The organism is Ensifer sp. EB106-03-01-XG145, assembly GCF_058792075.1.
This window is the reverse complement of sequence record NZ_JBYTEC010000015.1, coordinates 25,178-48,856: the sequence shown is the minus strand read 5'-3', so window position 1 is coordinate 48,856 and position 23,679 is coordinate 25,178. Positions and strand designations below refer to the sequence as shown.

Genomic DNA, 23,679 nt, shown 5'->3' with positions numbered 1-23,679 from the left:
CCACATCCCCACCCGTCATCCTCGGGCTCGACCCGAGGATCCATGCGCGCAACGTAAAACACTCAGGCCACGGCTCTGGATGCTCGGGTCAAGCCCGAGCATGACGGAGGCAGAGGGACGCCAGAGGCACGCGGCGCTGCGCCGTCTCGGCCGCGTTGCAGACGCGCCGCTTCTGCCAATGACCTTGATCTTCATCCACAGCCATCGACAGGCAACGTGTTGACTTGGAGATTGCGGGGGCATGAAACGCTTCATCGCCCGGTGCGCAATAAACCAAAAACACGGACACGAAAGCAGACGATGCCTCACTACCTGACCGAACTTTACAGCGCCAAGCCGGCGTGGCTCGCCCTTTCAAGGCAGGGCCGCCAGCAGTTCTTCACCGCGATCGGCTCCGCCATGCCGGCGCTATCGGCGCTCGGCGTGGAACTGATCACCTTCGGCAAGGTCGACCAGTCCAAGCTGCACGCGGCCTCGCAGACCTTCTTCGCGGTGTGGCGCTGCCCGGATGCGACGGCGCTGGAAGCGCTCGTTTCAGGTATCGCGCAATCCGGCTGGCATGAGTATTTCGACACGATCAACGCCGGCGGCAAAGGCACCGATTTCGCCGGCCACCTTACGCAGCTCGGCGAAGCCGCATAGGTCTTGCCTGTGTCCCGCTTCTTTGCAGCGCCGCGCGTCATATCAGACGCGCAAAGGTCGCTGTAGCGCTTTGATTTTCTGCATGTCTTTGTCCTTAAATCGAGTCGATTTAAGGAGACATGCAGTAGCCCCTTCGCTTCAACTCGCGATCGGCTTGAGGGGGCTGTAGAACACGATCTCCGGGTCGTTCTCGTCCAGATTGTCGATATAGCCGCTCGGCCGAAACCCGGCCCTGACAAGCAGATCCTGCATGACGCGGTTGGACATGTTGGTCGAGGTAAAGAGTTTTGAGCCGGCGCACATCGCCTGGAAATGCCCGATCAACGCCGCGCCGAGACCACGCCGGCGATGGGAGGCTCCGACCATCAGCATCTCGATAAAGGCGTGGCCAAAGAAGTGCCGGGTCAGCACGCCATAAGCCGCAACCTCGCCATCGATCTGGACCAGATGGCAGCAGCCATTTTCCAGCCAGCCGGCGATATCAGCGCATCGTGTTGGGTCGCCCGCCGCAACGGTGTCGATCGCACAGAGCGCCGGATGGTCATCCTTGACCGCAGGTCGAATTCGCATGGCCCGGTTCCGCAATTTTCGCGGGAACCTACGGCGATTGATCGATCCACGCAATGACGATGGAATGCGGGCCCCAAAAGGGCGCCATCCCCGCCGCCAGCGGTCGCCGGCGGTGGGGATGGCGCCTTAGCGCGGCGACAGTTGTACGTAACGGTTACGAAGTGGGACGCTTGGCGCGCGCAGTTGCGCGCCTCGCGGCGGCAAATATTCGGTGGATGAAGCACGCCCGATCATCGGATTGCCATCCGCCACCGCTTCCGCGTAACAAGCGGTTGCCATTAATATCTCGCCGCGAAACTGCCGGCGCTTGCACAAGGGCGCGACAGAAAAGGGACGCATGAAATCGACCAAGAAGGACAGCGGGCAAAAGACCGGCAAGGCCGGAACGCTCTTGCAACAACTTGCAAGATCGCCCGAGAAGCTGTTTTCAGGGTCGTTTCGCCAGCAAATCGCCGCACTTTGCTTCCGCCCAGCGAAAGCTGGCAGCGGCATCGAAATCCTGGTGGTCACTTCGCGTGAGAGCGGTCGCTGGGTCATTCCCAAGGGATGGCCGATGAAGCGCAAGAAGCCATACGAGGCGGCGGAAATCGAGGCCTGGCAAGAAGCCGGCGTACGCGGCAAGGTCCGGAAAAAGCCGGTCGGCAGTTACACCTATCTGAAATCGCTCGATGACGGCGACGTCGTGCCCTGCGTGGTCGATATCTTCCAGATCGAAGTCGATGAAATGGCGGATGATTTCAAGGAACGCGGCGAGCGCGTTCTCGCCTGGGTCAGTCCCGACGAAGCAGCGCGCCGTGTCCGCGAAATCGAACTGAAGTCACTGCTGGTCGAATTCGTGCCGCGCTGAACGATAGCATCCTGCGGTCCCGTCCAAACCGCAAACACTCGCCCCCGCATTGACGACAGATTGCCGCAATCGGCGGTTCGGCCTTTGGCGCCGGCGCCAACAGCGCCTATATGAGGCCGGCAAAGCCGAGGGCCGAAGCCGGGGTAATAAGATGAACGATGAACTGCAGGGCCGCGCCGTCCATGTCGCGGCGATCCGCGAACGGGCGGAAACCGAGATGAAGGCGATCGACGTCGACGAGACTTTCATCGGTCATCTGGTCGATACGTTCTACGCGCGCGTGCTCGCCCATCCGGAGCTTGGGCCCGTCTTCGACGCCAGGCTTTCGGGCCGCTGGCCGGAGCATATGGAAAAGATGAAGAGCTTCTGGTCGGCCGTCGCCTTCCGCAACGGCGCCTATGGCGGCAAGCCGGTGCAGGCCCATGTCGGCGTCGCCAACATGACGCCGGATCTCTTCCCGAAATGGCTGGAACTTTTCTCCACCACCCTCGATGACATCGCGCCCAACCATGAAGCCAAGGCCTGGTTCATGGCAACGGCCGAGCGCATTGCCCGCAGCCTGACGCTCTCACTGTTCTACAATCCCGCCCTCGACGACCCCGCGCTGAAGCGCGGGTGACGACCGGGCCTTGCCCTGCCGTCAGAGCAAACGGCCCGCGATCAGGATTTCCTCGGCCTCGTCAAAGGACATTGCGAAAACCCTTTTGCCCAGCTCGAAGCTGAAACCGGCCCGGGCAAAGGCGGAAAGCTCCTTCGTCGTGCGCTTCTCGTCGAGATCGATCTTGCGGAACGGGCCGAAGGCGCGCTTTCGCGCCAGAACGACGGCGGCATAAAGGTCGTCGGCCTCCGCAACGGCCGCGGCAACATCGGTTTTCGCGATGCCCTTCTGCGACAGTTTCTGCGCGATCGCCCGCTTCGACTTGCCGCCGCGCATGCCCGAGCGAGTCTTGATCTCGGCATAGGCCTGATCGTCGAGCGCGCCATTGTCATAGGCGAAGGTCACGGCGGCAGCGGCCAGAAGTTCCACCTGGGTGGTGCCGATATCCTCGAACTTCTCCCGCGCCTTGCGCGCGATCGCATCGAAAAGCTGCTTCTCCGTCAGCATCTGGCGGTGAAGCCGATAGGCCGCGGAATTGCGCGCCCAGGCATACATGCGTGGCGTCGGCTGATCCGATTGCTCTGTCTCGTCGTTGAGGTCCAAGCCTGCCCTACCCTGGTAGTGACCACAGTCAGCAACAGCCGATCGCAATCCGACGGATCGGATCAGTGCCGCATTGAAATGCGAAATGACCTGACTCTCCCGGACAAGGCAATTGCGCCGCCAACCCGGCTCACAGTTTTCGCGGGCGTTGTTCCGTTGGAATGGTGGCGAGCGCACCGAAAGGCGGGCGCGGGCATGAGGGGCGCCGCGACGGAAGGGCCGCGCGGATCTTTCGAACCGGTGGCCCTCCGTTCCCGCGGTCGCTATTCGAATTTCTCGGTGCTGTCGGCCTTGCCCTTCACCCAGTAGCCGGAGGCCTTGAGCCAGGGCAGCGGCAGGCCACGCTCCTCGACGAAGTGGGTGCGGATCGCCCGTGTCACCGCGGCCTCGGCTGCGATCCAGACGAAGGTGCCGGGCTCGAGCTTCAGCGAACGCACGACCGAGAGCAACGCCGAAGGGTCGCTCGCCCTATCGAGCGGGCGATAGGCCCAATGGGTCGTGAGCGCCGCTTCGGTGCGGAAGGCCTGCCGTTCGTCCGGCCCGGTGACAGCCGCGATACTGGTGATCTCGTGGCCATCAGGCGTCTCTTCGATCCGCCGCCCGATGGCCGGCAGCGCCGTTTCGTCGCCGATCAGCAGCCAGCGCCGGAAATCTCCAGAGACGACCGCCGAACCGCGCGGGCCGCCGATTTCGAGGTGATCGCCGACCGCAGCGTTCATCGCCCAGGCGGTCACGGGTCCTGCCTCATGCAGCGCGAAATCGAGCGCCAGGATGCGTGCGTCGTTGTCGTAGCGCCGGGGCGTATAGTCCCGGTGCTCCACGGTGCCATCGGCGCCGGGCACGAAGATCTTGATGTGGTCGTCCGCCCCGAGGCTGACGAAGTCCGCGAGATCTTCACCGGAAAGCGTGATCCTCAGCATGCCGGGCGTAATACGCTCGATGCCGGAGACGACGAGAGACCGCCGCCTGAGCTCATGGCGAACACGCTCGATGCGCGGCGCAGCAAGGTTGGAATAGTTGAGAGGATTGTCCATTTGCATCCCTTAGGGGGCTCGAAAACCTCGATCCGCAGGACACAGTCGCGCAGATCGAAGCCGCTTCAAGCCGTTCGATCATACGCGTTGAGTGACGTTAACGCTTACGTGGCCGGGATACGCCCGGTCATGTCACGCCTTCTGTCTACCGGAAGGGCCTGCACCGATCAATGCGTCATCCTGATCACATCTTCGTGGTGGCGCCAGCCAAAAGAAAAACGCGCCCGCCGTAGCGGACGCGTTCTTTTTCTGAACCGGAAGCTTGGCGTCTCAGGCAGCCAGCGCCGCCGCTTCGCCGCGGACGAGATCGCCGAGGCGGCGAATGCCCTCGTCGATCATCTGGTCGTTGGCGCAGGAGAAGGAGACGCGCAGGGTGTTTTCGCCCGAGCCGTCGGCAAAGAAGGCGCGGCCGGGCACGAAGGCGACCTTCACCGTCTCGATCGATTTCGCCAGCAGTGCCGCACCATCCATGCCCTTCGGCAGCGTCACCCAGACGAACATGCCGCCTTCCGGCTTCGTCCAGGAAACGCCCTCGGGCATGTACTTTTCGAGCGCCGCCAGCATGGCGTTGCGACGCTGCTTGTAGACCCGGTGGATCTTGGCCACCTGCTGGTCGAAGCCGCGCTCGGCAACCGTGCAGATCGCCATCTGGTTGATCGTCGAGGAATGGAGATCGGCCGCCTGCTTCAGAAGCACCAGTTTGCGGATCACCTTTTCCGAGGCGCAGACCCAGCCGACGCGCAGGCCCGGGGCCAGCGTCTTCGAGAACGAGCCGCAATAGATGGTGCGGGTGTTGTTGATATCGCCCTTCTTGGCGATTTCGAGCGCCAGGATCGGCGGCACCGGCTCGCCGTCGTAGCGCAGCGACTGGTAGGCCGCGTCTTCGATGACGGCGATGTCGAGCTCTTCTGCAAGCGTCAGCACGCGCTCGCGGCCTGCCCGGTCGACGGTCTCGCCGGTCGGGTTGGCGAAATCGGCTGACAGATAGGCGAACTTGACGCGGCCGCCGGCTTCGGAAGCCGCCTGGCGATAGGCTTCCGGCGTACGGTTGCCGTTGGGATTCAGCTGGTCGTAGGTCGGCTCATAGGCGTTGAAGGCCTGCAGCGCGCCGAGATAGGTCGGCCAGGTGACGAGTGCGGTATCGTTCGGCGACAGGAACAGCTTCCCGAGATAATCGAGGCCCTGCTGCGAACCCGAAGTGATGAAGATGTTGTCGGCGCCTGCGGGAATGCCGATTTTTTCCATCTGCTTGGCGAGCCATTCGCGCAGTGGCTTGTAGCCTTCGCTGACCGAATACTGCAGCGCCGCGCCAACGGCCGGGCCTGCGAAGATCTCGGCATAGGCGTCCTTGAATTCCGCATCCGGAAACAGCGCGGGGTCGGGAATGCCGCCGGCAAACGAGATGATGTCAGGACGATCGAGCAGCTTCAAAAGTTCGCGGATTTCCGAGGCGCGCATCCGGCTCGAGCGCGTCGCGAAGATGTGTTCCCAATCCAGCATGGGGTGTTTCCTCAGAGATTATTGGTGCGGAAAGCGGTTCTCCGCTTCCTCCCGCGTCGTTGTCGAGCGCCGTGCGTTCAGGTGAACGCACAAAGGACGCTCGGGCATTTCGTTCTAGAGCATCTTTCCACTTCAAGCGATCCCACTTGAGAGCGGGATGCTCTGGACGGTGAAGCGACAGGACCACGACGGCTAATTTATGTCAATATTATTGACCTAATTCCGTGCATTTTTCGAGCTTTTCGGGCTCTTCGCACGTTGCGTCCAGGGCCTGACGTTACGTCAATCCAAGCCGAATGCCACGCGGCCCGGCGCAACGCAAGCCAGAGCGTAACTGTTACATCCTTGCCGCCTGCCTCTGCCGGGCGCACAGTCATGCGTCCACCGATTGTGTTTCATGGCAGCGCCGTCTGTCCGGACGGACGTCAACGGCCGCTGCAGCGCTTTCACGTGCCGCATGATTTGCCCTCGGCTCGATCCGATCGCAGGCCCGATCGCAGCAATGACGCGGCACAAAGGTCCCGATCCACTGGCGATATGGAGCGACATGCCATGAGCAAGCATCCAATATCCGATCAACCCGAACAGAACGGACAGCCTCAGAACGAACCGCTTTTGAGTGTCAGCCGCCGCGACCTGCTGCTTGGTGGCAGTGCATTGGCCGCAGCGGCGCTGACCGTCTCCGCCCCCGCGGCGCACGCGCAGCAATCAGCAGCGCCTGCCGCCGGCGGCGGCAAGCCGAACATCCTGATGATCATGGGCGACGATATCGGCTGGCTCAATCCGAGCATCTATCACCGCGGCATGATGGGCTATCGCACGCCCAACATCGACCGCATCGGCAATGAGGGTGCTCTCTTCACCGATTGGTATGGCGAGCAGAGCTGCACCGCCGGGCGCGCCGCCTTCATCACCGGCCAGTCGCCGATCCGCACCGGCCTGACGAAAGTCGGCCTGCCCGGCGCCGATCTCGGCCTGCAGCCGGAAGACCCGACCGTTGCCGAACTGCTCAAGGCGCAGGGCTATGCCACCGGCCAGTTCGGCAAGAACCACCTGGGCGACAAGGACGAGTTCCTGCCGACCGCCCACGGCTTCGACGAGTTCTTCGGCAACCTTTACCACCTCAATGCGGAGGAAGAGCCGGAAAACCCCGACTATCCGAAGAGCCCGGAATTTGCCAAGCGCTTCGGCCCGCGCGGCGTCATCCACTCCTATGCCGATGGCCGGATCGAGGATACCGGCGCGCTGACGAAGAAGCGCATGGAAACGGTCGACAGCGAGTTCCTGGCGGCCGCCCTCGATTTCATCGACCGCCAGCACAATGCCCAGAAGCCGTGGTTCTGCTATTTCAACTCGACCCGCATGCATATCTTCACGCACCTGAAGGCAGAGTCTCAAGGCAAGACCGGCAAGGGTCTCTACCCCGACGGCATGGTGGAGCATGACGGCCATGTCGGCGAGTTGCTCAAGAAGCTCGAGGATCTTGGCGTTCTCGAAAACACCATCGTCATCTACACGACCGACAACGGCGCCGAAGTGATGAGCTGGCCGGATGGCGGTACGACGCCGTTCCGCGGCGAGAAGGCCACCAACTGGGAAGGGGGATATCGCGTTCCGATGCTGATCCGCTGGCCGGGCGTCATCAAGCCGAACACGGTCTATAATGACATGTTCTCGCATTACGACCTGATCCCGACCTTCTGCGCCGCCGCGGGCGAGCCGGATATCGTGGCGAAGTGCCTCACCGGCTATGAGGCCGGCAGCAAGACCTTCAAGGTCCACCTCGACGGCTTCAACCTGATGCCCTTCTTCCGCGGCGAAGTGATGGATTCGCCCCGGCGCGAATTCCTCTACTGGAACGACGACGGCGAACTGGTGGCGATCCGGGTGCAGGACTGGAAGGTCAACTTCAAGATCCAGGAACACACCGGCATCGGCGTCTGGCAGCGCGAATTCACCAGCCTTCGCGTCCCCTGGATCATCAACATCCGCGCCGACCCCTTCGAGCGCGGCCCGGAATCCTTCGAATACGACCGCTGGATGGCAGAGCGCGCCTTCATCCTCGTGCCCTCGCAGGCGCTGGTCGCCAAGTGGCTGGAAAGCTTCAGGGAGTTCCCGATCCGCCAGAAGCCGGCAAGCTTCAATCTCGACGAGGTGATGGACAAGCTCTCGACCGGCGGCAAACAATAGGCATGATGCCCCTCGCCGCTTCCATCTCGCAGGGCAGCCTCTGCGGGATGGCGGCGGCGGAAGAAGCCGCACCCGTTGCCGGAGAGTTCAAAGGAACGAAATTGCGGACAGAGGAGCTGAAGAGTAGAATTTCGCCCTTCATTCGACCGGAGGGACTAGGCCATGAGACTGTTTATCCTGTCGGCTGGCGCCACCCTGGCGCTGGCATCCACCGCCTTTGCGGCACCCACGGCGCCCGCGACGCAACCCCTGAAGATCTCCAAGGAGTGCAGCCAGTTCACCGGCGACACGCCGAGCTTCTGTACTATCACGGAATCGAACCTTGAGGCGATCCCGGCGGGCACCAAGATCCTCTACTACGGACCGGTAATCACCAATCCGCTCTTCTCCAGCAGCAATGCGGTCATCGCCGTCGGAAACGGCGACTCGGCGCTCGGATACTGCATCGTCTACGAATCTGCCAGCCCGCCGCTTGGAACCTGTGCGTTCCATGCCGGCAGCGGCACGCTCGCCGGTTTCCAGGCGATCGTGAAGGTCACGGTCGACGACAAGCAGATCTGGCACTGGGACGGAGGCTACGTCCTCGGCGCCACCCAGGCCGCCAAGTGAGACGTTAAGGAGTTGCCGGTCTCGCCGGCTGTTTGACATGAGTTCAGGGCGTGACACCTGATCAGGTGACATTGGCGGCGAGGCTGACGTTCGCCACGGACGTCAGTCGCGGATCGATCGGATCGGATGGCTTCAAGCCTTCCGAAGAGGAATTCCAGTGTTTGCAATAGTGATCGGCGGCGCACCGACGAACCGGTCGTCGAGCGGCCTGCGCCGCGCAGGCCTTGACAGTGGCAGGCGACTACCATCCGCTACGCTCGCTCTCTCATGGACCGCAGCCAAGACGAACGCATGGCCGAACCCGACGACACCCTCGCCTTTTACCGCGACAACGCCGCCACCTATGCCGCACGCGACCGCAAGCCGCCGACGGCGCGGCTCGCCGCCTTCATGCGCGCGTTGCCGCCGGGCGCCGCCGTCCTCGACCTTGGTTGCGGCGGCGGGGACGACAGCCTCGTCATGCTCGAAGCCGCTCTCGACGTCACCGCCTGCGACGGCTCGGCGGAACTGGCCCGCGAGGCGGAAAAGCGCATCGGTCGCAAGGTCAAGGTGATGAGGTTTCAGGAGATCGACTGGCACGACCGCTTCCATGGGATCTGGGCCGAAGCGTCGCTCCTGCACGTGCCGCGCGCCGAGCTCGCCGACGTCCTCGAGCGCGTTCATCGGTCGCTGAGGCCGGGCGGTGTTCTCCACGCGAGCTTCAAGGCCGGCGAGGCGGAGGGGTACGACCGCCTGGGGCGCTACTACAACTATCCTTCGGCAGAATGGCTTCGCACTTGCCTCCAGCACAGCCGCTGGTCGAACATCGAGATCAGCGAGGCCGATGGCGGCGGCTACGACGGCGAGCCGACCCGCTGGCTGCATGTCGCGGCAATCCGATCGGCCTGACGCCCGCTCAGCGCCCGAGTCTCGCCAACCTGCGTGTCCCCAAGGCCTGTCGCATGAAAAGGTGTCACACGCCAGGCTTTAAGCTCTTGTTTTCATGAACGTCGTCGCCGCAAAACCGCTGCACACTTCTGCCCGACAGGCATTCGATCCCCCACCGATGCAAGCGACGCCTACTTCGGCGCCGTTGCGAACATGGCGTCGACAAACCGCTTCGCCTCCGCCTGCTGCTCCCCAGAACTTCCGCGGGTGTAGACCAACGTTCTCCACGCGTCGCGTCCGCTGACGGCCACCGTCACTTCAACACGCGTATCCTCGACACCCAAAGCCTTCCCCGTTGCCTGCAAGGCTGTCATGTCGAGGACCGTGACTGGCTGCCACGCAGAGGTGATCTCGATATCCGAGGCCAAGGCGAACGCAAGCGCCTCCGCATAAACGGCGGTTTCGACGCCTTCGGACGGGAGCTGTTCGTGACCGAACACCGCCTCCGACAGAAGTTCGGCGGAAAAGAAATAGAAGGCGCGACCATCCTCGACTTCGAGTTCCTCGGGCTGCCAGGACGCTCCGATAGTTGCCGCCCTCTGCGTCACCGGATTGGACCAGGATTGGGTTGTGCGGAGGTTCCTCTCCATCTGCCGATCCTCCATCCCGAGCACGGAGGTGCCGACAAACAGAGCGGCCGAAACGGCGAGCGCGACCCCGAAACGAACCTCTGAGGGATCGGCAAGAACTGCCGGATTGCCATCGTCGTAGCTCGCGGGCTGCCCCAGGCCAACGCGCCGGTGCTGCCGGATTTGCGTGAACAGGGAAACGAAGGGAATGCCGAACCCCAGGCCCGCCACCCAGACCATGAACTCCCTGACCAGGAAGAACGCGAAGCGGTCGCGACCGGGCGGCACGGGAACTCGCACACCGACGATTGCCTTGCCGGGCGTGGTCCCCGTGACGGCCATGCTGATGGCAAGCACCACCGCGACGAGGGGCAACAACATCAAGCCCAGCAGCACGCTGGGCATGGAAACCATTCGCAGGTAGGTGCTCGGCGCGTAGAAGACAGCCCACAGACCTATGCCCGCGCCAAGCAGCGGGACGAACAGGAAATTGTCGATGAAGCGCGCCCAAAACCGCGGCCAGGGCCGGTAGCTGACGGCCGGCTTTGGCAGGACCGCGACCGGTTCGGCGACAGGTTCCAGCGCGCCCGGTTGCTCCGGCAGCGTTGCGAAGACCTCGGCAAGTTCGGGATGGCTTGCGGCCACCCGCCGTTCTTCCGCCCCTTCCCGCCAGACGACGGTCTCGTCCGCAATCTTGCCGTCTCGAATGAGGGTACGAACCTCGTCGTCACCGACAGGCCCATGTTGTTCTGGTCCTGCCGAGTAGTACCAAGCTGCCATGCTGTTGCCCCTTGCCTTGCGGCACGAGTAGCAAAAGCCATCGCAGCGGTAAAGTTGCGGAAATCAAAATGAACATTCCAGGAGTTGTCGCCGCGCCGTCGTCACAACAACAGCTCTGGCGCGCCGAAGCGGCAGCAGCCGGCACCCGCGCATCGGCCGAAACCGGTACCCGATCCGCTTCGCCTCAGGCCTCGCTGCTAAAGTAACTCAGGATCAAAAGCGTGCAGATCGCTGCAACGATCAATGCGTCGAAAAGTGCAAAATGCTCGAAGAACGAGAGCATGGCATTCCCTCCCTCCAACTAAACCTATGAGAGCACATATTTCCACGGTTTGGAAGAAGAATACCGGGCTATACTGACGTTCAATTGATATTACTCGGCATTATTATTGCTCCGCAGCAAATTTATTTCGGCGCCGCACAATAGCGACTTCAACATCGAGACCCGGCACAACTTGAAGATTCGGCTCTCGATCGGAATGCCGAACGGCTTGATTTCCTTCAACCGCCCGGGACGCGCCGGCCCGCTTGGAGGTGACGCCAGTCCTGCCCGTGGCGGCCTTCAGTCGCCTTCGTCGACGAACGGCTCTGAGGAAAAAGCCCAGCGCCGGCGTCGCGGCAAACCGATTGACGGCGCTACCGGAAGATGTAGACATTAGTAATATCGAATAAAAAGATCCACCGGCCGGCGGGTCTATTTTCCAGGGGGTGCGCATGTCTGAACTGCAAGCGAACAACGCCCGCGCGGGCGGCGAAACGGCTGTCGCCGACAAGGACAAAAGCGGCTTGACGCGGCGCGAGGCGCTCATGAGCGGCGCGGCGTTTGCCGTTGCCGCCGGCATGCCGGCTGGCCTTGCCGCCTTCTCCCCAAACCCGGCCCTCGCCAATGGCACGACACCGCCGAACATCGTCTACATCATCGCCGACGATCTCGGCTGGGCCGATGTCGGCTTCCATGGCTCCGACATCAGGACGCCCAATCTCGACAAGCTCGCCGAAACCGGCGTGACCGTCGACGAATTCTACACCCAGCCCATGTGCACGCCGACGCGCGCCGCCTTCCTCACCGGCCGCTACCCCTTGCGCTACGGACTGCAGACCGGGGTCATCCCCTCGCCCGGCTCCTACGGGCTGGCGCTCGACGAATATCTGCTGCCTCAGGTGATGAAGGATGCCGGCTATAAAACCGCGCTTGTCGGCAAGTGGCATCTCGGCCACGCCAAGGTGGAATACTGGCCGAAGCAGCGCGGCTTCGATACGTTCTACGGTGCGCTGGTCGGCGAAATCGATCACTTCAAGCATTCCTCCCACGGGGTGAAGGACTGGTACCGGGACAACAAGCCGCTCGAGGAAAGCGGTTTCGACAACACGCTCTTCGGCGATGAGGCGGCGCGGGTCGTGGAAGGGCATGATGCCGCCGCTCCCCTGTTCCTCTACCTCGCCTTTACCGCGCCGCACACGCCGTTCCAGGCGCCTGAGGATTATCTCGACCGCTACAAGCACATCGCGGATGAAAACCGCCGCGCCTACGCGGCGATGATTTCCGTGCTTGACGATGGCATCGGCAAACTGGTGGCAGCGCTCGAAAAACGCGGCATGCGCGACAACACGCTGATTGTCTTTCACAGCGACAATGGCGGCGTGACAAGCTCGCTCTTTGCCGGCGACAACAAGGTCAGCGGCGGATTGCCGGCGAACAACGGCCCCTACCGCGACGGCAAGGGCACGCTCTACGAAGGCGGCACCCGCGTCGCAGCGCTTGCCAACTGGCCGGGAAGGATCAAGCCGGGCAAGGTCGGCGGCATGGTCCATGTCGTCGACATGTACCCGACGCTCGCAGCCATCGCCGGTGCGCCGCTCGGCAAGAACAAGCCGCTCGACGGCATGAACCTCTGGCCGGCCTTGAGTGAAGGCAAACCTTCGCCGCGCGGGGAGCTCGTCTACAATGTCGATCCGCTGGCAGGTGCTGTGCGCAAGGACAATTGGAAGCTCGTCTGGAAGGCAGCCCTGCCCTCCAGGCTGGAGCTTTTCGACATCGCCGCCGACCCGTCCGAGACGAAGGATCTCTCGGCAGAGAACGGCGACAAGCTGCGCGAACTTCAGGACTGGATCACCAGGCTCGCCGGCGAAATGGTCCAGCCGCTTCTTCTCATGGATGCCGCGCGGCTGACCTTCTATGCACCGCCGGTCGTCGCCGACCCTGCGACGCTGTTCAGCCTTGGAGATTGATTATCAGCGAAGGTCGCGCAAGCGCGGGCGCTTGCCCGCCTAAACCGGCGTCACGGATTTCACGCTGCCGGTACTATCGACGACGCAGTTGTATTTGCGGCCGCCTGCGTCGAGATCGACGCTGTAGCTTGTCGCGTCGAGCGCCCGGGAGCTCGTCGGTAGCACCTTGGTGCTTTCGAGCTTCGCCGTGCCCGCGACCGCGTTGGCGCAGATCAGCTGCAGGTCGGCCGGCGCCGTCTGCAGGCTCGTGCGCGCCATATCCTCAGGTTTGGGCGCTGACTGGCAGCCACCGATTATGGCCAGCGCCAAAGCCACGGGAACAAACCCCTTCGAACGCAACATCCCCTCGCTCACTATCTGTTCTCCCCTTTGAGTATTTGCCTGTCACTGGGTCCTGCGGGACGGATTGGCCACGCCTGACCCTGCGGCCAATTAAAAGCACTCGCCACCCCTGTTCGAGCGACGTCATACCCCCTTGTAGAGTGCTGCCCCCTGCATCAGCACGATCACCTTGGCGCCGATCTCGATGCGGGAATGCAGGTCGGTGACGTCGTCATTGTTCATGCGGATGCAGCCGGACGAAACGTCGAGCCCGATCGTCCAGGGCTCGACCGTGCCGTGGATGCGGTAGATCGTGTCCTGGTCGCCCTCGTAGAGATAAAGCGCGCGGGCGCCGAGCGGATTGTCCGGCCCGCCGGGCATGCCGGCCGCCCATTTGGCGGCGTTCGGGTCGCGGGCCACCATCTCGGCCGGCGGTGTCCAGGTCGGCCATTCCGCCGTGCGTCCGACGCGCACGATTCCGGCCCAGCCGAAGCCCTCGCGGCCGACGCCGATGCCGTAGCGGATCGCCTGGCCGCCCGGCTGCACCAGGTAGAGGAAATGCTGGTTGCCGTCGATGATGATGGTGCCGGGTTGCTCCGCCGTGCGGAACGGCACCACCTGGCGGCGGAAGGCTTCCGGCAGCTGGTTGTTGCGGGCGAAGTATTGCCGCGCTTTCTTCTTGTCGTAATTCACCCACTTCTTGGTGCGGGCATCATAGATCTGCGTCTGTGCCAGTGCGGCCAGCGGCCCGAGGCAGAGCGCGGCGGCAAGAACGGCAGCGCCGAACTTGCGCCGCGTCCATGCCGGCTGATCTTTGCTGACAGGACGGTTATGGTCGGATGTCGCGGTCATGGCTTGGCCCACCCGTCGATGCGCGCTGCGTTGTCCTCGGCCCATTTCTTGGCAAAGTCGGCCGGCGCCTGCCGCTCGACCTCCAGCGCGTAGCTCATCTTCGTCACTTCCTCCGGCGAGAAATCCACCTTCTCCAGGAACTTCGCGATGTCAGGGTGCTTCTTGCCGAAGGCGGTGGCATAGGCGATCTGGAAATGCGCCGCCTCCCAGGCGGTCGAGGCGCTGGATTTCGACACCCAGAGCGGGTCGCTCGGCGGCACGATCTTCCACTTGGCGGCATCGTGCGGCGGCTCTTCGAGCCTGGCAATCTGGTGCAGCTCGAACACATGGTGCGGCGCGTAGCAGTAAAACACCATCGGCCGCCCGGTCGCGACCGCCGCGTCCACCGCCGCCATCGCCACTTCCTCTTCCGCCTCGAACAGCGTCAGGGTTTCGCCATAGCCGTAGCCCGCCGCCCGCGCCCGTTCGATACCGGTCGAAAGCCAGGTCGCAGCACCGATCCACATCTCGCCCTTGCCGTCGCCGTCAGTGTCGAGGATCTTGGTTTTCTCGGGGTCGCTGAGATCGGCGACCGTCTTGATCGTCGCGGCGGCTTCCGGCGTGGCGCAAAGCCCCTGCCAGGCCGGCACGCTGCGTTCCGTCAGCTGACCGACACCCTTGTCGGTCACGTATTTGCGCACGACATCCTCGAAATTCGGCCGCCAGACTTCGGGCTGGATATCGACCGTGCCCGTCTCGAAGCCGACGAAGGCATTGAGCGTGCCGAGCTCCTTGACCTCGGCATCGAGGCCGAACTTCTTGGCGATGCCGACCTTCAGGATATTGGCCGTCGCCTGGCCCGACGGCCAGTTCGGCATGGCGATCACCAGGTCGGCGGCAGTGGCCGGCACGGTCACGGATGCGGCAAGCATGACAGCCAGCGCCGCTGGCAGATACCTCGACTTTCCCTTCACAGTCCCCTCCGGCCTCGATTAATCGATGCGAATGACGTCGTGAATGCGTATCAGGAATGCGTCCAAGTTCCGGGGCACGCGAGGCGCGCGCCACGGCTATGCGAATGCTAGGCTTGTCGATGGGCCCTCCGGCCCCCTGGAGCGTCCCGCTTTCAACTCGAAGCGGAAAGATGCGCTAGTGTCAAAGTGATACAGCGACCTTTGCGGGTCCGAAAAGACGCGGGGCGCTGCAGTGTTCCCTGTGCCGTCTGCCGGCATCTTCGTTTCTTGGCCGGCAGGATGCATAGAACGACGGCCTTCGTCAACGATCCGGCTACACCGCACGTTGCATGGGCGGGCCTCTTCATCGGCGTTCACGCCGCAACGCCGCGCGAGACCGCAAGCATTCATGCCGGAGTTCGTGGAGCCTGCGGCTCTGCCGCACGGGCAGCCTCTTTCCCGATGGCGCGCCGCGCCCTGAAATCGCGCAGGGCGAACTGGCCTGCAACCAACCAAATCGCCAGCTCAAGCGCAAAGGTCCAGTGCAGCAGGAAGTTCAGATACCAGGGCTTATAGACCGCCTGCACATGCACCAGGTTCACCCGGAGATCGGCGAAGGGAAAGAGCCAGCGGATATCTGCCGCGATCGAATCCATCACCAGATGCAGGAGCACGCTGATGAGCCCGACACCGACGAGGACGAGCTGATTGCGTCGCCCGGTGGCGATGAGGAGAAGCGCGATCGCCGCCGCCAGCACCAGCCAGAAGACCGGCGTATGCACCCAGTAGTCGTGATGCGGCGTGCGGCGCTGGTCGATCAGGTAGAAATAGGCGAGATCGAAATCCGGCAGAACGGAACAGAGCAGCCCGATGCCGAAGATGGCGCGGGCCTGCGAGGGATTGCGACGCGCAAAGGGGCGGCTCAGCAGATAGCCTGCCGGCAGATGGGCAATGAACAAGGCAGGTTTCCTCCTGAAGCGCAATCCCGCGGAACCGCGTCTTTCACACCCGCAGTCGAGACGTGAATGCTTGAGGATTTGCAACCGAAAATGTCGGATTCGTGGCTGTTGCCCACAGCCGCCGCTGCCAGCGGGTGCTACCAGTTGCCCGGATCAGCACTGTGATCGATGCTGGCGAATTCGTCGGCCTTTTCCCGGTCGAGCGTCAGGCTGGTGGCGTTCTTCGCCTCATCGGTGACGGCGTAGGTGAGCGGCGCCGGCTCGCGCGTCAGATACTGGTACATCAGAAGTGCTGCTTCCTCGGCGCTATCGGCCTCGAACTCTCTGACAACGCTGACGGAAAACTTGTGCATGGCCGGCCCCTGCTCTTTGAACGCACCTATGAGATGGCGCGCCCGCGCCCGGCGTCAATGCGTCGGCATCAATGTGTCACGGGCCCATCCGCCTTCTTCCAGGCGGCGATGCCGCCCTCGATATGGCAGGCGCTCGCGATGCCGGCTTGCTGTGCCGCCTCGACAGCCATCGCCGAACGCTCGCCATAGGCGCAGTAGAAGACGATGCGTTTGCCGGTCGCCTCCGCCAGTTCATGCAGCACGCCGCCGGTCGCGATGTTCTGCTCGAGATCCGGATAGGGCGCGTGCAGCGAGCCGGGAATGACCCCGTGCTTTTCCCGCTCGGCCTTCTCCCGGAGATCGACCAGCGCGATCTTCGCCCGGCCGCAGAGCGCCAGCGCCTCCTTGGCCGAAAGCGCCCAGCCACGCCGCGCGATCTCGTCCTGGTGCAGGCCGATATGGACGTTGGCCGGCACCGCCACATCCATCATCTTCGGGTTCGGCAGCTTGAGGTTGTTCATCAGGTCGACATATTCGTCGACGGATTTCACCCTGAGACGTGGATTGAAGTGCTTCTCTTCGCCGATGGTCGAAACCGTGTCGCCCTTGTAGTCGTGCGCCGGGTAGACGAGCGTCTCGTCCGGCAGCTTCAGGAGCTTGTTGAAGATCGAGTCATATTGCTGGCGCGGGTCGCCGTTCTGGAAATCCGTGCGCCCGGTGCCGCGGATCAAGAGCGTGTCGCCGGTAAAGACCCGCCGCCCCATGTCACCGCCCATCAGGAAGGAATAGGAATCGTCGGTATGGCCGGGCGTATAGAGCACGTCGAGGCTTAGACCCTCGATCGACACCCGGTCGCCCTCCGCAACCCGCATGGAAACGACGTCGGCCGCCGTCTGCTCGCCCATCACGGTGATGCAATGGGTCTGGTCGCGCAGCGCCCCGAGCCCGGTGATGTGATCGGCATGGAGATGGGTATCGACCGCCTTGACCAGCCGGAGGTCGAGTTCGCGGACGAGCTGCAGGTAACGCTCGACCTTTTCCAGTACCGGATCGATGATCAGCGCCTCGCCGCCCTGGCGGCTGGCGATCAGGTAGGTATAGGTGCCGGACACGCTGTCGAACAATTGACGGAAGATCATCGGCGGCTCCTTGGCTGACGATAACGCGGCTTCCAATCGGGGCGCGATGGCAAAGAGAGGTGGTCGCCTCTCATCCGCACAGGTGAGGAGGTTTGCCCCTCACTGCGCGGATGAGGGGCACTTCCCTCACCCTTTGCCGATGCGACGCCTCAGCCCTTCGGCTGCGGCACGATGCGGATATAGGGCTTCGGAGCCTTCCAGCCTTCCGGATAGACCTTGCGGGCGTCCTCGTCGCTGACCGAACCGGCGATGATGACGTCGTCGCCCTGCTTCCAGTTCACTGGCGTCGCCACCTTGTGCTTGGCGGTCAGCTGCAGCGAGTCGATGACGCGCAGCACCTCGTCGAAGTTGCGGCCGGTGGTCATCGGATAGATGAGGACGAGTTTGATCTTCTTGTCCGGACCGATGACGAAGACGTTGCGCACCGTCTGGTTGTCGGCTGGCGTGCGCTTGGTCGGGTCGCCGGAAACAGGCGCCGGCAGCATGCCGTAGAGCTTCGAGACGGTGTAGTCGACGTCGGCGATCATCGGGAAGTTCGGCGCATGGCCCTGCGTTTCCTCGATGTCGGCGGCCCAGCCGGCATGCCGGTCGAGCGGATCGACGGAGAGGCCGATGATCTTGACGCCGCGCCGGTCGAATTCCGGCTTGATGCGCGCCATGTAGCCGAGCTCGGTGGTGCAGACGGGCGTGTAGTCCTTGGGGTGCGAGAACAGGACCGCCCAGGAGTCGCCGATCCAGTCGTGAAACCGGATGGTGCCATCGGTCGTTCCGACCTCGAAGTCCGGTGCGAGGTCATTGATTGCAAGCGTCACGATACCCTCCAATGTGTGTGTGCGCCGCGCCCGCCGGGCGCGATGGGAGCACTCTATTTTCTTGACAGCGCCGCGTCCGGCAAGGCGCCAAACGGCCGCTGCAATCCTCTGCTTTCGTCCATTGTTTACGCTCCGACGACAACCGTCCGGAGGAAAAATTCCTTTAGAAAATCAAATCATTACGGCAGCCCTGGAGCACGCCGGGAAGCCCGGCGCCAAGGCGCGATGCCCAGTGTGCCACTTTTGCCGCTTAAGGCAACCGGAAAGACGCAGCCATTGCAACCGGCCGGATCGAGGCCTGCATCATCGATCGTCGGTCGCCGCGGCAGGCCAGCCACGCGTCGAAATGTTGTCGCAACGCCGGCCTCGCCGCTGCACGCGTGTGCAGACGCGCCAAGCGCCATTGATCTTATCCTTGGAAATTCGACACTGCGGACATCGCTCGCCGGTTTCATCCGCCAATCCCGGAAGGTTCGCATCCGACGGGCGAGTTGAGCAGGCTCGTATGCCTGTTGCTGCTACTCTTTCTTCATTCGGAATTTCTCGTGACAGCTGCCGCAATTCGTGGTTACCGCGTTGAACTGCGTCTTAAATGCTTCGAGATCCTGCGGATTGGCAGCGACGGCAGCGGCCACATCCACCCGGAATTTCTCGGCAGCCGCCTTGAACGCGGGCATGTCTTGCCAAATTGCCGGCAAGGCGGCCGTGTCTCCGGTTTCGCTGCCGGCGGGAAACAAGACGTCCACGTCGAATTTTTCTGCGTTCTCGCTGAGGCCCTTGAGGGCGGTCATGGCAACGGCAGCGTCAAACGGTTTTTCTCCCTTGACCATGGGAGCGACGGTGCCGACCAGTCTACCGCGCTCCTTCATGATAGCCTTGCGATCTGCAATTGGATCAGCGAAGGCGCTGGAGCCCGTAAGCGCGAGTGCTGCGATGGCAAGAATGAGCGTTCTCATGAGCAAACCCTCTGGATTGCGGTTGAGCGGCATGACGAAACCCAACTAAAATACACGCAAAAAATTCACCCCCCCAATTCACGCTTTCGTGTTGTTCTGGTTTGGAATTTCGCAATTCCGGATGGAAAACTGCTGCACACTTTTCCTGGAATTGCTCTGGGACCGCCGCTCTCTACTGCAGCAGAGCGCAGAACGTCGCGAGATCGACATTGCCGCCACTGATCAGGATGCCCACTCTTTGCCCGGCGCAGGGAAGCACGCCCTGCAGCACGGCGGCCGCCGCCAGGCAGCCGGTCGGCTCCACGATCATCTTCATGCGCTCGGCAAAGAAGCGCATGGTCTCCACGAGTTGGGCGTCGCTCACGGTGACGATCTCGCGGACATCGCGCTTGAGGATCGGGAAATTGTGTTCGCCGATATGATTGGTCAGCGCCCCGTCGGCGATCGATTTCGGCACCGGGATATGGACGATCTCGCCCTTCCTGAGCGACTGCTGGCCGTCATTGCCAGCCTCCGGCTCGACACCGACGACGACCGCGCGGGGCGAACGCTCCTTGGCGCTGAGAGCCGTACCGGCGAGCAGGCCCCCGCCGCCGAGCGGCGTGACGATCAGGTCGAGTTCGCCCACCTCCTCGATCAGTTCCAGCACCGCCGTCCCCTGCCCGGCGATCACATCAGGATGGTCGAAGGGCGGGATGAGGACGGCATCGCGCTCGGCCGCCAGCTTCGCGCTGATCGCCGACCGGTCCTCGGTGTAGCGGTCATAGAACACGACATCGGCGCCATAGCCGCGGGTCGCTGCCACCTTCATTTCGGGCGCATCCTTCGGCATCACGATCGTCGCGGCAACACCCTGCAGCCGTGCGGCATAGGCGATCGCCTGCGCATGGTTGCCGGAGGAGAAGGCGACGACGCCGCGCTTCTGGCCGCCTTCCTGCAAGGCGGCGATCGCATTGTAGGCACCACGGAATTTGAAGGCGCCGGCGCGCTGGAAATTTTCCGCCTTGAAGAAAAGCCGCGCGCCGGTGGCGGCATCGGCTGTACGCGAGGTCAGCACCGGCGTTCGATGCGCCATGCCGGCGATGCGGTCCCGTGCCGCCTGCACGTCGTCGAATGTCGGAAGGCGCAATGCCTCCTCTGCCGCTGAAACTGCCATGAGCCTCTCCCTGAGCTTGCCACTTCCGAGGCTATTGAATGCGGTCCTGCAAGGCAAGGATGCCGGCGCAGCTACCCACCGCTGGAAACGACCGTGCGGTAGTGATCGACCGCGAAGCTGAAAAGCACCTTCAGCATGAACAGGGCCGACACTGCCGCCATCGCCGGCGTCAAGCCCGGCAACAGCGGCAAGCCGGTAAGGCCGACCGCCAGCAGCAGCCCGCCGACAAAAGTCTGTGCGGCGCGTCCGGCAAGCAGATTGACGACCGCCGCGCCGGCGATCGTATAGGCCCAGACGGCGACCGCAGCACCGACCCCGGTGCCGACGAGCAGCGCGACGATGACCACATGGAAGTGGATCGCGATGAAGATCCAGCGATTGCGCGGCCGTGCCGCGTAAAAATCATTGGTCGACGGCGTGAAGTTGGCGACACAGCCGGCGGCAATATCGAGCACGAGGACAAGCGCCAGTGCCGCCCGCCACCAGCCAAGGCCTGCCAGCAATGGGCCCGCCGACAGGGCAAAGGTGGCCGCGACACCAACGCCGAAGAGGAGGATCGCCAGCAGATAGGCCGGCGGCTGCTCTTCACCGAACATGTCGTGAAGTTGGGGATGGATGCGAAGAGATCTCATGAAGGCCACACCGCCACACCGAAGAGTTGGCCACTATGAGCAGACCCGGCCAGGGCGCAAGCAGCTAACCGTAACGCGCGGCCGGTTGCGACCTTGGCCTGCACCCTGTTTGCAGGCCCCGGCTTGCAAGCCGGTTGCCCGTACTAGCTTGCGACCCTCTTGACGGCCATCATGATCTCCGCGGCGCTCGGGAACACGCCGAGTTCGTCGGGGCCGAAGCGCGCCTCGATCTCGCTCCAGCTGATGATGCCGGCTGCATCGACCAGGAAGTGGCCGACCAGCTGCGTGCCGTGTTCGGCGAAGATGCGCAGATCGGTCTCGTCTGGCTCGAAACCTTCGCGTGCATTGAGCAGCTCATTGGCCTGCATCGGATGCATCGGTTCGGCGAGCTCGCCTGTCGGGTTGATGCGCGCTGCGGCGAAATCGGCGGGCCGCGTGCGATAGGGCCATTCCGGCGTCTCCGTACTTTCGGGCGGAAGCAGTGCCGCCTGTGGCGCGCCGAAATCCCTGTGCGTCTGGCAGTCCGGATCCGCAAGGACCGTGACCGGCGTCGGCTGGAAGCGGAAATAGAGGCGCGCCCGCTCGACCGGGGTGTTGACCACCGCCAGCGTTTCCACACCGACGGCCCGCAATGCCGGCTCGACGGAGGAAAACTGCCGCATCTGGCGCCGGCAGAACGGGCAGTGCAGGCCGCGGAACAGACCGATCAGAAACGGCCGGCCGCGAAGGCTCGCAAGCGAAACCGGATCGTCCCGATTGGCGCTTGCAAGCTCGAAGGCGGGTGCGGGTTGTCCCGGCTGCAACGGCTGCACTCTCCGGTCTGCCATCTGCTCCCCCAGTCGACGCCCCTGCGCCGCTCCGTCCCTGCCCGTGATTTTCGCTCCCATTGCCGCCCGCCCCGAGGCCGGGCCATGGCGGAAGATAGCCCCACCCTATCACAGGTGGACGCACGGCCCACGCCGAATGGTGATCTGCATGGCGTTTTGTGCCGCCGGTGCTAATCGAGCCAATCACCCAGCAGCTTCGCGAGCGCCGCGACACCCTGACCGATCTGCGGCACTTCGAGGCTTGCGTAGCCCATGACGATGCCGGCGCGGTCCGGCCGGTGACCGGCTTCATCGGCGCCGTAGAGGGGCGAGATCGGATAAAGGCCGATGCCCGCTGCCCGCGCCCGCGCGATCAGTTCGCCTTCCTGCGTCCGGTCCAGCCGCTCGAACCAGACGACGACGTGCAATCCGGCATCGGCGCCCGTTATCGTCACCTCGTCGCCGAGTTCCGCCTTGAGCGCCGCGAGCAGCGCCTCGCGGCGGCGGCCATTGCTGCGCCGGCTCCGGCGGATGTGGCGCTCATAGGCCCCGCTTGCAATCATCGCCGCCAGCGCCTCCTGCTCGAGAACAGGCGAATGCCGGTCGACGAGCTGCTTGGCGGCGGCGAAGACGGCGCGAAGCGGCGGCGGCACGACGAGATAGCCGAGCCGGAGCATCGGCGACAGGCTCTTCGAGATCGTGCCGAGATAGAGGACGTTCTCCGCATGGGCCATGGTCTGCAGCGGCGGGATCGGCCGGATGTCATAGCGATATTCGCCGTCGTAATCGTCTTCGATCACGTAGGCGCCGCTGCGTTCCGACCAGGCGAGAAGCTCCTGCCGGCGCCGGGCCGAGAGCACGCCGCCGAGCGGAAACTGATGCGAGGGCGTGACATAGGCGAGCCTGACGGCGTCGAGCCCTGCGAGCGCATCGGTGCGCAACCCCTCCTCGTCGACGGCAATCGGAACCACTTCAGCGCCGGCGGCCGCAAACACCCGGCGCGCCATGACGTAGCCGGGATCCTCGATCGCTACGCGGTCGCCGGGATCGACGAGCACGCGGGCGGCAAGATCCAGTCCCTGCTGCGAACCGTTGACGATGATGATCTGATTGGGCTCGCAGCGCAGCCCGCGCGCCCGCCAGAGATAGGCCTGCAGGGCTACCCGCAGCTCCGCCGAGCCGCCGGGGTCGTCATAGGCGAGCCGCGGCTGGCGCCGCCGAAGTGCGGCGTTGACCGACCGGCGCCAGGCTTCCGCCGGGAAATCGGCCGCCGACAGGTCGCCATAGCGAAAATCGGCGATCAACCCACCGGACTGCGGCGGCACCCAGGTCGGCCCGTCGCCAAGGGCCGCTCCAAAGCGCGACAGACGGACGGGGGCTGCCGGTCTCGGCGCAGACCGGGAAGCCGTCCCTGCGGGAAGCGGCTTGACACCCTCATGCGCATGCAGCAGCGCCACCCTTGAAGGCGCGCCCTGCCGGCTCTCCAGAAACCCCTCGGAAAGAAGCTGCTCATAGGCCGCAGTCACGGTGGTGCGCGAGACGCCGAGTTCGGCCGCCAGCGCCCGCGTCGATGGCAGCCGATCCTCAGGGCCATAGGTGCCGCCGAGGATCTGCGCCTTCAGCGCCTCGTAGATCCGCCGGGTGGTCCCGCCCCACGCCTCGTCCTTCTCCGTCACCAACTGGC

Annotated in this window: 25 protein-coding genes; 8 read left to right on the top strand and 17 right to left on the bottom strand. The window is 63.7% G+C overall.

What is annotated here, in order from left to right:
* Positions 1-300 precede the first annotated feature (300 nt).
* Positions 301-642 (top strand): DUF6616 family protein, encoded by a 342-nt coding sequence (locus AC3WWH_RS26550; protein WP_065376314.1) that lies wholly within the window; start codon positions 301-303, stop codon positions 640-642.
* Positions 643-780: 138 nt separating this feature from the next.
* Here the strand turns inward: AC3WWH_RS26550 and AC3WWH_RS26545 are convergent, their stop codons facing one another.
* On the bottom strand, positions 781-1,212 hold the full coding sequence (locus AC3WWH_RS26545) for a GNAT family N-acetyltransferase (protein WP_058322399.1): 432 nt from the start codon (positions 1,210-1,212) through the stop codon (positions 781-783).
* Positions 1,213-1,549: 337 nt separating this feature from the next.
* Here AC3WWH_RS26545 and AC3WWH_RS26540 point away from each other — a divergent pair, with 337 nt between their 5' ends.
* Both AC3WWH_RS26540 and AC3WWH_RS26535 read left to right on the top strand, forming a co-directional pair.
* Positions 1,550-2,059, top strand: coding sequence for an NUDIX hydrolase (locus AC3WWH_RS26540; protein ID WP_058322398.1), 510 nt, complete (start codon positions 1,550-1,552; stop codon positions 2,057-2,059).
* A gap of 151 nt (positions 2,060-2,210) precedes the next feature.
* Positions 2,211-2,678 (top strand): group III truncated hemoglobin, encoded by a 468-nt coding sequence (locus AC3WWH_RS26535; RefSeq protein WP_058322397.1) that lies wholly within the window; start codon positions 2,211-2,213, stop codon positions 2,676-2,678.
* 21 nt (positions 2,679-2,699) lie between these two features.
* On the opposite strand, the gene recX is transcribed toward AC3WWH_RS26535, so the two are convergent.
* From recX to AC3WWH_RS26520, 3 genes are all read right to left on the bottom strand, one after another.
* Complete coding sequence (recX, locus tag AC3WWH_RS26530; RefSeq protein WP_256436637.1) at positions 2,700-3,260, bottom strand: recombination regulator RecX; 561 nt, start codon at positions 3,258-3,260, stop codon at positions 2,700-2,702.
* 263 nt (positions 3,261-3,523) lie between these two features.
* The gene (locus tag AC3WWH_RS26525; RefSeq protein ID WP_058322396.1) at positions 3,524-4,294 is read right to left on the bottom strand and encodes a siderophore-interacting protein; all 771 of its coding nucleotides are present in this window, start codon (positions 4,292-4,294) and stop codon (positions 3,524-3,526) included.
* A gap of 270 nt (positions 4,295-4,564) precedes the next feature.
* Positions 4,565-5,794: an aminotransferase-like domain-containing protein gene (locus AC3WWH_RS26520; protein WP_058322395.1), complete on the bottom strand. Its 1,230-nt coding sequence runs from the start codon at positions 5,792-5,794 to the stop codon at positions 4,565-4,567.
* A 552-nt stretch (positions 5,795-6,346) separates the two neighbouring features.
* Between AC3WWH_RS26520 and AC3WWH_RS26515 the strand changes: the two genes are divergently transcribed.
* The 3 genes from AC3WWH_RS26515 (at position 6,347) to AC3WWH_RS26505 (ending at position 9,481) form a co-directional block, all read left to right on the top strand.
* Positions 6,347-7,984 (top strand): arylsulfatase, encoded by a 1,638-nt coding sequence (locus tag AC3WWH_RS26515; RefSeq protein WP_082616045.1) that lies wholly within the window; start codon positions 6,347-6,349, stop codon positions 7,982-7,984.
* Positions 7,985-8,146: 162 nt separating this feature from the next.
* A complete protein-coding gene (locus tag AC3WWH_RS26510; protein ID WP_058322394.1) occupies positions 8,147-8,593 on the top strand; it encodes a hypothetical protein in 447 nt (148 codons plus the stop codon).
* 291 nt (positions 8,594-8,884) lie between these two features.
* Positions 8,885-9,481, top strand: coding sequence for a class I SAM-dependent methyltransferase (locus tag AC3WWH_RS26505; protein ID WP_058322434.1), 597 nt, complete (start codon positions 8,885-8,887; stop codon positions 9,479-9,481).
* 170 nt (positions 9,482-9,651) lie between these two features.
* Here AC3WWH_RS26505 and AC3WWH_RS26500 read toward each other — a convergent pair whose 3' ends face one another.
* The gene (locus AC3WWH_RS26500; protein WP_058322393.1) at positions 9,652-10,869 is read right to left on the bottom strand and encodes an RDD family protein; all 1,218 of its coding nucleotides are present in this window, start codon (positions 10,867-10,869) and stop codon (positions 9,652-9,654) included.
* A 68-nt stretch (positions 10,870-10,937) separates the two neighbouring features.
* Here AC3WWH_RS26500 and AC3WWH_RS26495 point away from each other — a divergent pair, with 68 nt between their 5' ends.
* Positions 10,938-11,075: a hypothetical protein gene (locus tag AC3WWH_RS26495; protein ID WP_156433094.1), complete on the top strand. Its 138-nt coding sequence runs from the start codon at positions 10,938-10,940 to the stop codon at positions 11,073-11,075.
* A 508-nt stretch (positions 11,076-11,583) separates the two neighbouring features.
* Positions 11,584-13,098, top strand: a complete 1,515-nt coding sequence (locus AC3WWH_RS26490) for an arylsulfatase B (RefSeq protein WP_058322392.1) — start codon at positions 11,584-11,586, stop codon at positions 13,096-13,098.
* A gap of 39 nt (positions 13,099-13,137) precedes the next feature.
* Here the strand turns inward: AC3WWH_RS26490 and AC3WWH_RS26485 are convergent, their stop codons facing one another.
* From AC3WWH_RS26485 to pdxR, 12 genes are all read right to left on the bottom strand, one after another.
* Positions 13,138-13,440: a hypothetical protein gene (locus AC3WWH_RS26485; RefSeq protein ID WP_244495711.1), complete on the bottom strand. Its 303-nt coding sequence runs from the start codon at positions 13,438-13,440 to the stop codon at positions 13,138-13,140.
* 123 nt (positions 13,441-13,563) lie between these two features.
* Positions 13,564-14,271 (bottom strand): L,D-transpeptidase, encoded by a 708-nt coding sequence (locus tag AC3WWH_RS26480; protein ID WP_058322391.1) that lies wholly within the window; start codon positions 14,269-14,271, stop codon positions 13,564-13,566.
* Positions 14,268-15,182 (bottom strand): ABC transporter substrate-binding protein, encoded by a 915-nt coding sequence (locus AC3WWH_RS26475; protein ID WP_112994469.1) that lies wholly within the window; start codon positions 15,180-15,182, stop codon positions 14,268-14,270. Before AC3WWH_RS26475 ends, AC3WWH_RS26480 begins: the two co-directional genes overlap by 4 nt.
* A 428-nt stretch (positions 15,183-15,610) precedes the next feature.
* Positions 15,611-16,162 (bottom strand): metal-dependent hydrolase, encoded by a 552-nt coding sequence (locus AC3WWH_RS26470; protein ID WP_063891479.1) that lies wholly within the window; start codon positions 16,160-16,162, stop codon positions 15,611-15,613.
* 137 nt (positions 16,163-16,299) lie between these two features.
* Positions 16,300-16,515 carry a hypothetical protein gene (locus tag AC3WWH_RS26465; protein WP_058322390.1) on the bottom strand — a complete coding sequence of 72 codons (216 nt, stop codon included), beginning with the start codon at positions 16,513-16,515 and terminating at the stop codon, positions 16,300-16,302.
* Between the two features lie 68 nt (positions 16,516-16,583).
* The gene (locus tag AC3WWH_RS26460; RefSeq protein ID WP_057253752.1) at positions 16,584-17,633 is read right to left on the bottom strand and encodes an MBL fold metallo-hydrolase; all 1,050 of its coding nucleotides are present in this window, start codon (positions 17,631-17,633) and stop codon (positions 16,584-16,586) included.
* A 149-nt stretch (positions 17,634-17,782) separates the two neighbouring features.
* Complete coding sequence (locus AC3WWH_RS26455; RefSeq protein ID WP_057253750.1) at positions 17,783-18,445, bottom strand: peroxiredoxin; 663 nt, start codon at positions 18,443-18,445, stop codon at positions 17,783-17,785.
* A 518-nt stretch (positions 18,446-18,963) separates the two neighbouring features.
* Positions 18,964-19,434: a c-type cytochrome gene (locus AC3WWH_RS26450; RefSeq protein ID WP_306341293.1), complete on the bottom strand. Its 471-nt coding sequence runs from the start codon at positions 19,432-19,434 to the stop codon at positions 18,964-18,966.
* 139 nt (positions 19,435-19,573) lie between these two features.
* Positions 19,574-20,557: a threo-3-hydroxy-L-aspartate ammonia-lyase gene (locus AC3WWH_RS26445; protein WP_058322388.1), complete on the bottom strand. Its 984-nt coding sequence runs from the start codon at positions 20,555-20,557 to the stop codon at positions 19,574-19,576.
* 71 nt (positions 20,558-20,628) lie between these two features.
* The gene (locus tag AC3WWH_RS26440) at positions 20,629-21,189 is read right to left on the bottom strand and encodes a hypothetical protein (protein ID WP_058322387.1); all 561 of its coding nucleotides are present in this window, start codon (positions 21,187-21,189) and stop codon (positions 20,629-20,631) included.
* Between the two features lie 143 nt (positions 21,190-21,332).
* On the bottom strand, positions 21,333-22,016 hold the full coding sequence (locus tag AC3WWH_RS26435; protein WP_058322386.1) for a redoxin domain-containing protein: 684 nt from the start codon (positions 22,014-22,016) through the stop codon (positions 21,333-21,335).
* A 170-nt stretch (positions 22,017-22,186) separates the two neighbouring features.
* Positions 22,187-23,671 (bottom strand): MocR-like pyridoxine biosynthesis transcription factor PdxR, encoded by a 1,485-nt coding sequence (gene pdxR / locus AC3WWH_RS26430; RefSeq protein WP_245299137.1) that lies wholly within the window; start codon positions 23,669-23,671, stop codon positions 22,187-22,189.
* Positions 23,672-23,679 lie beyond the last annotated feature (8 nt).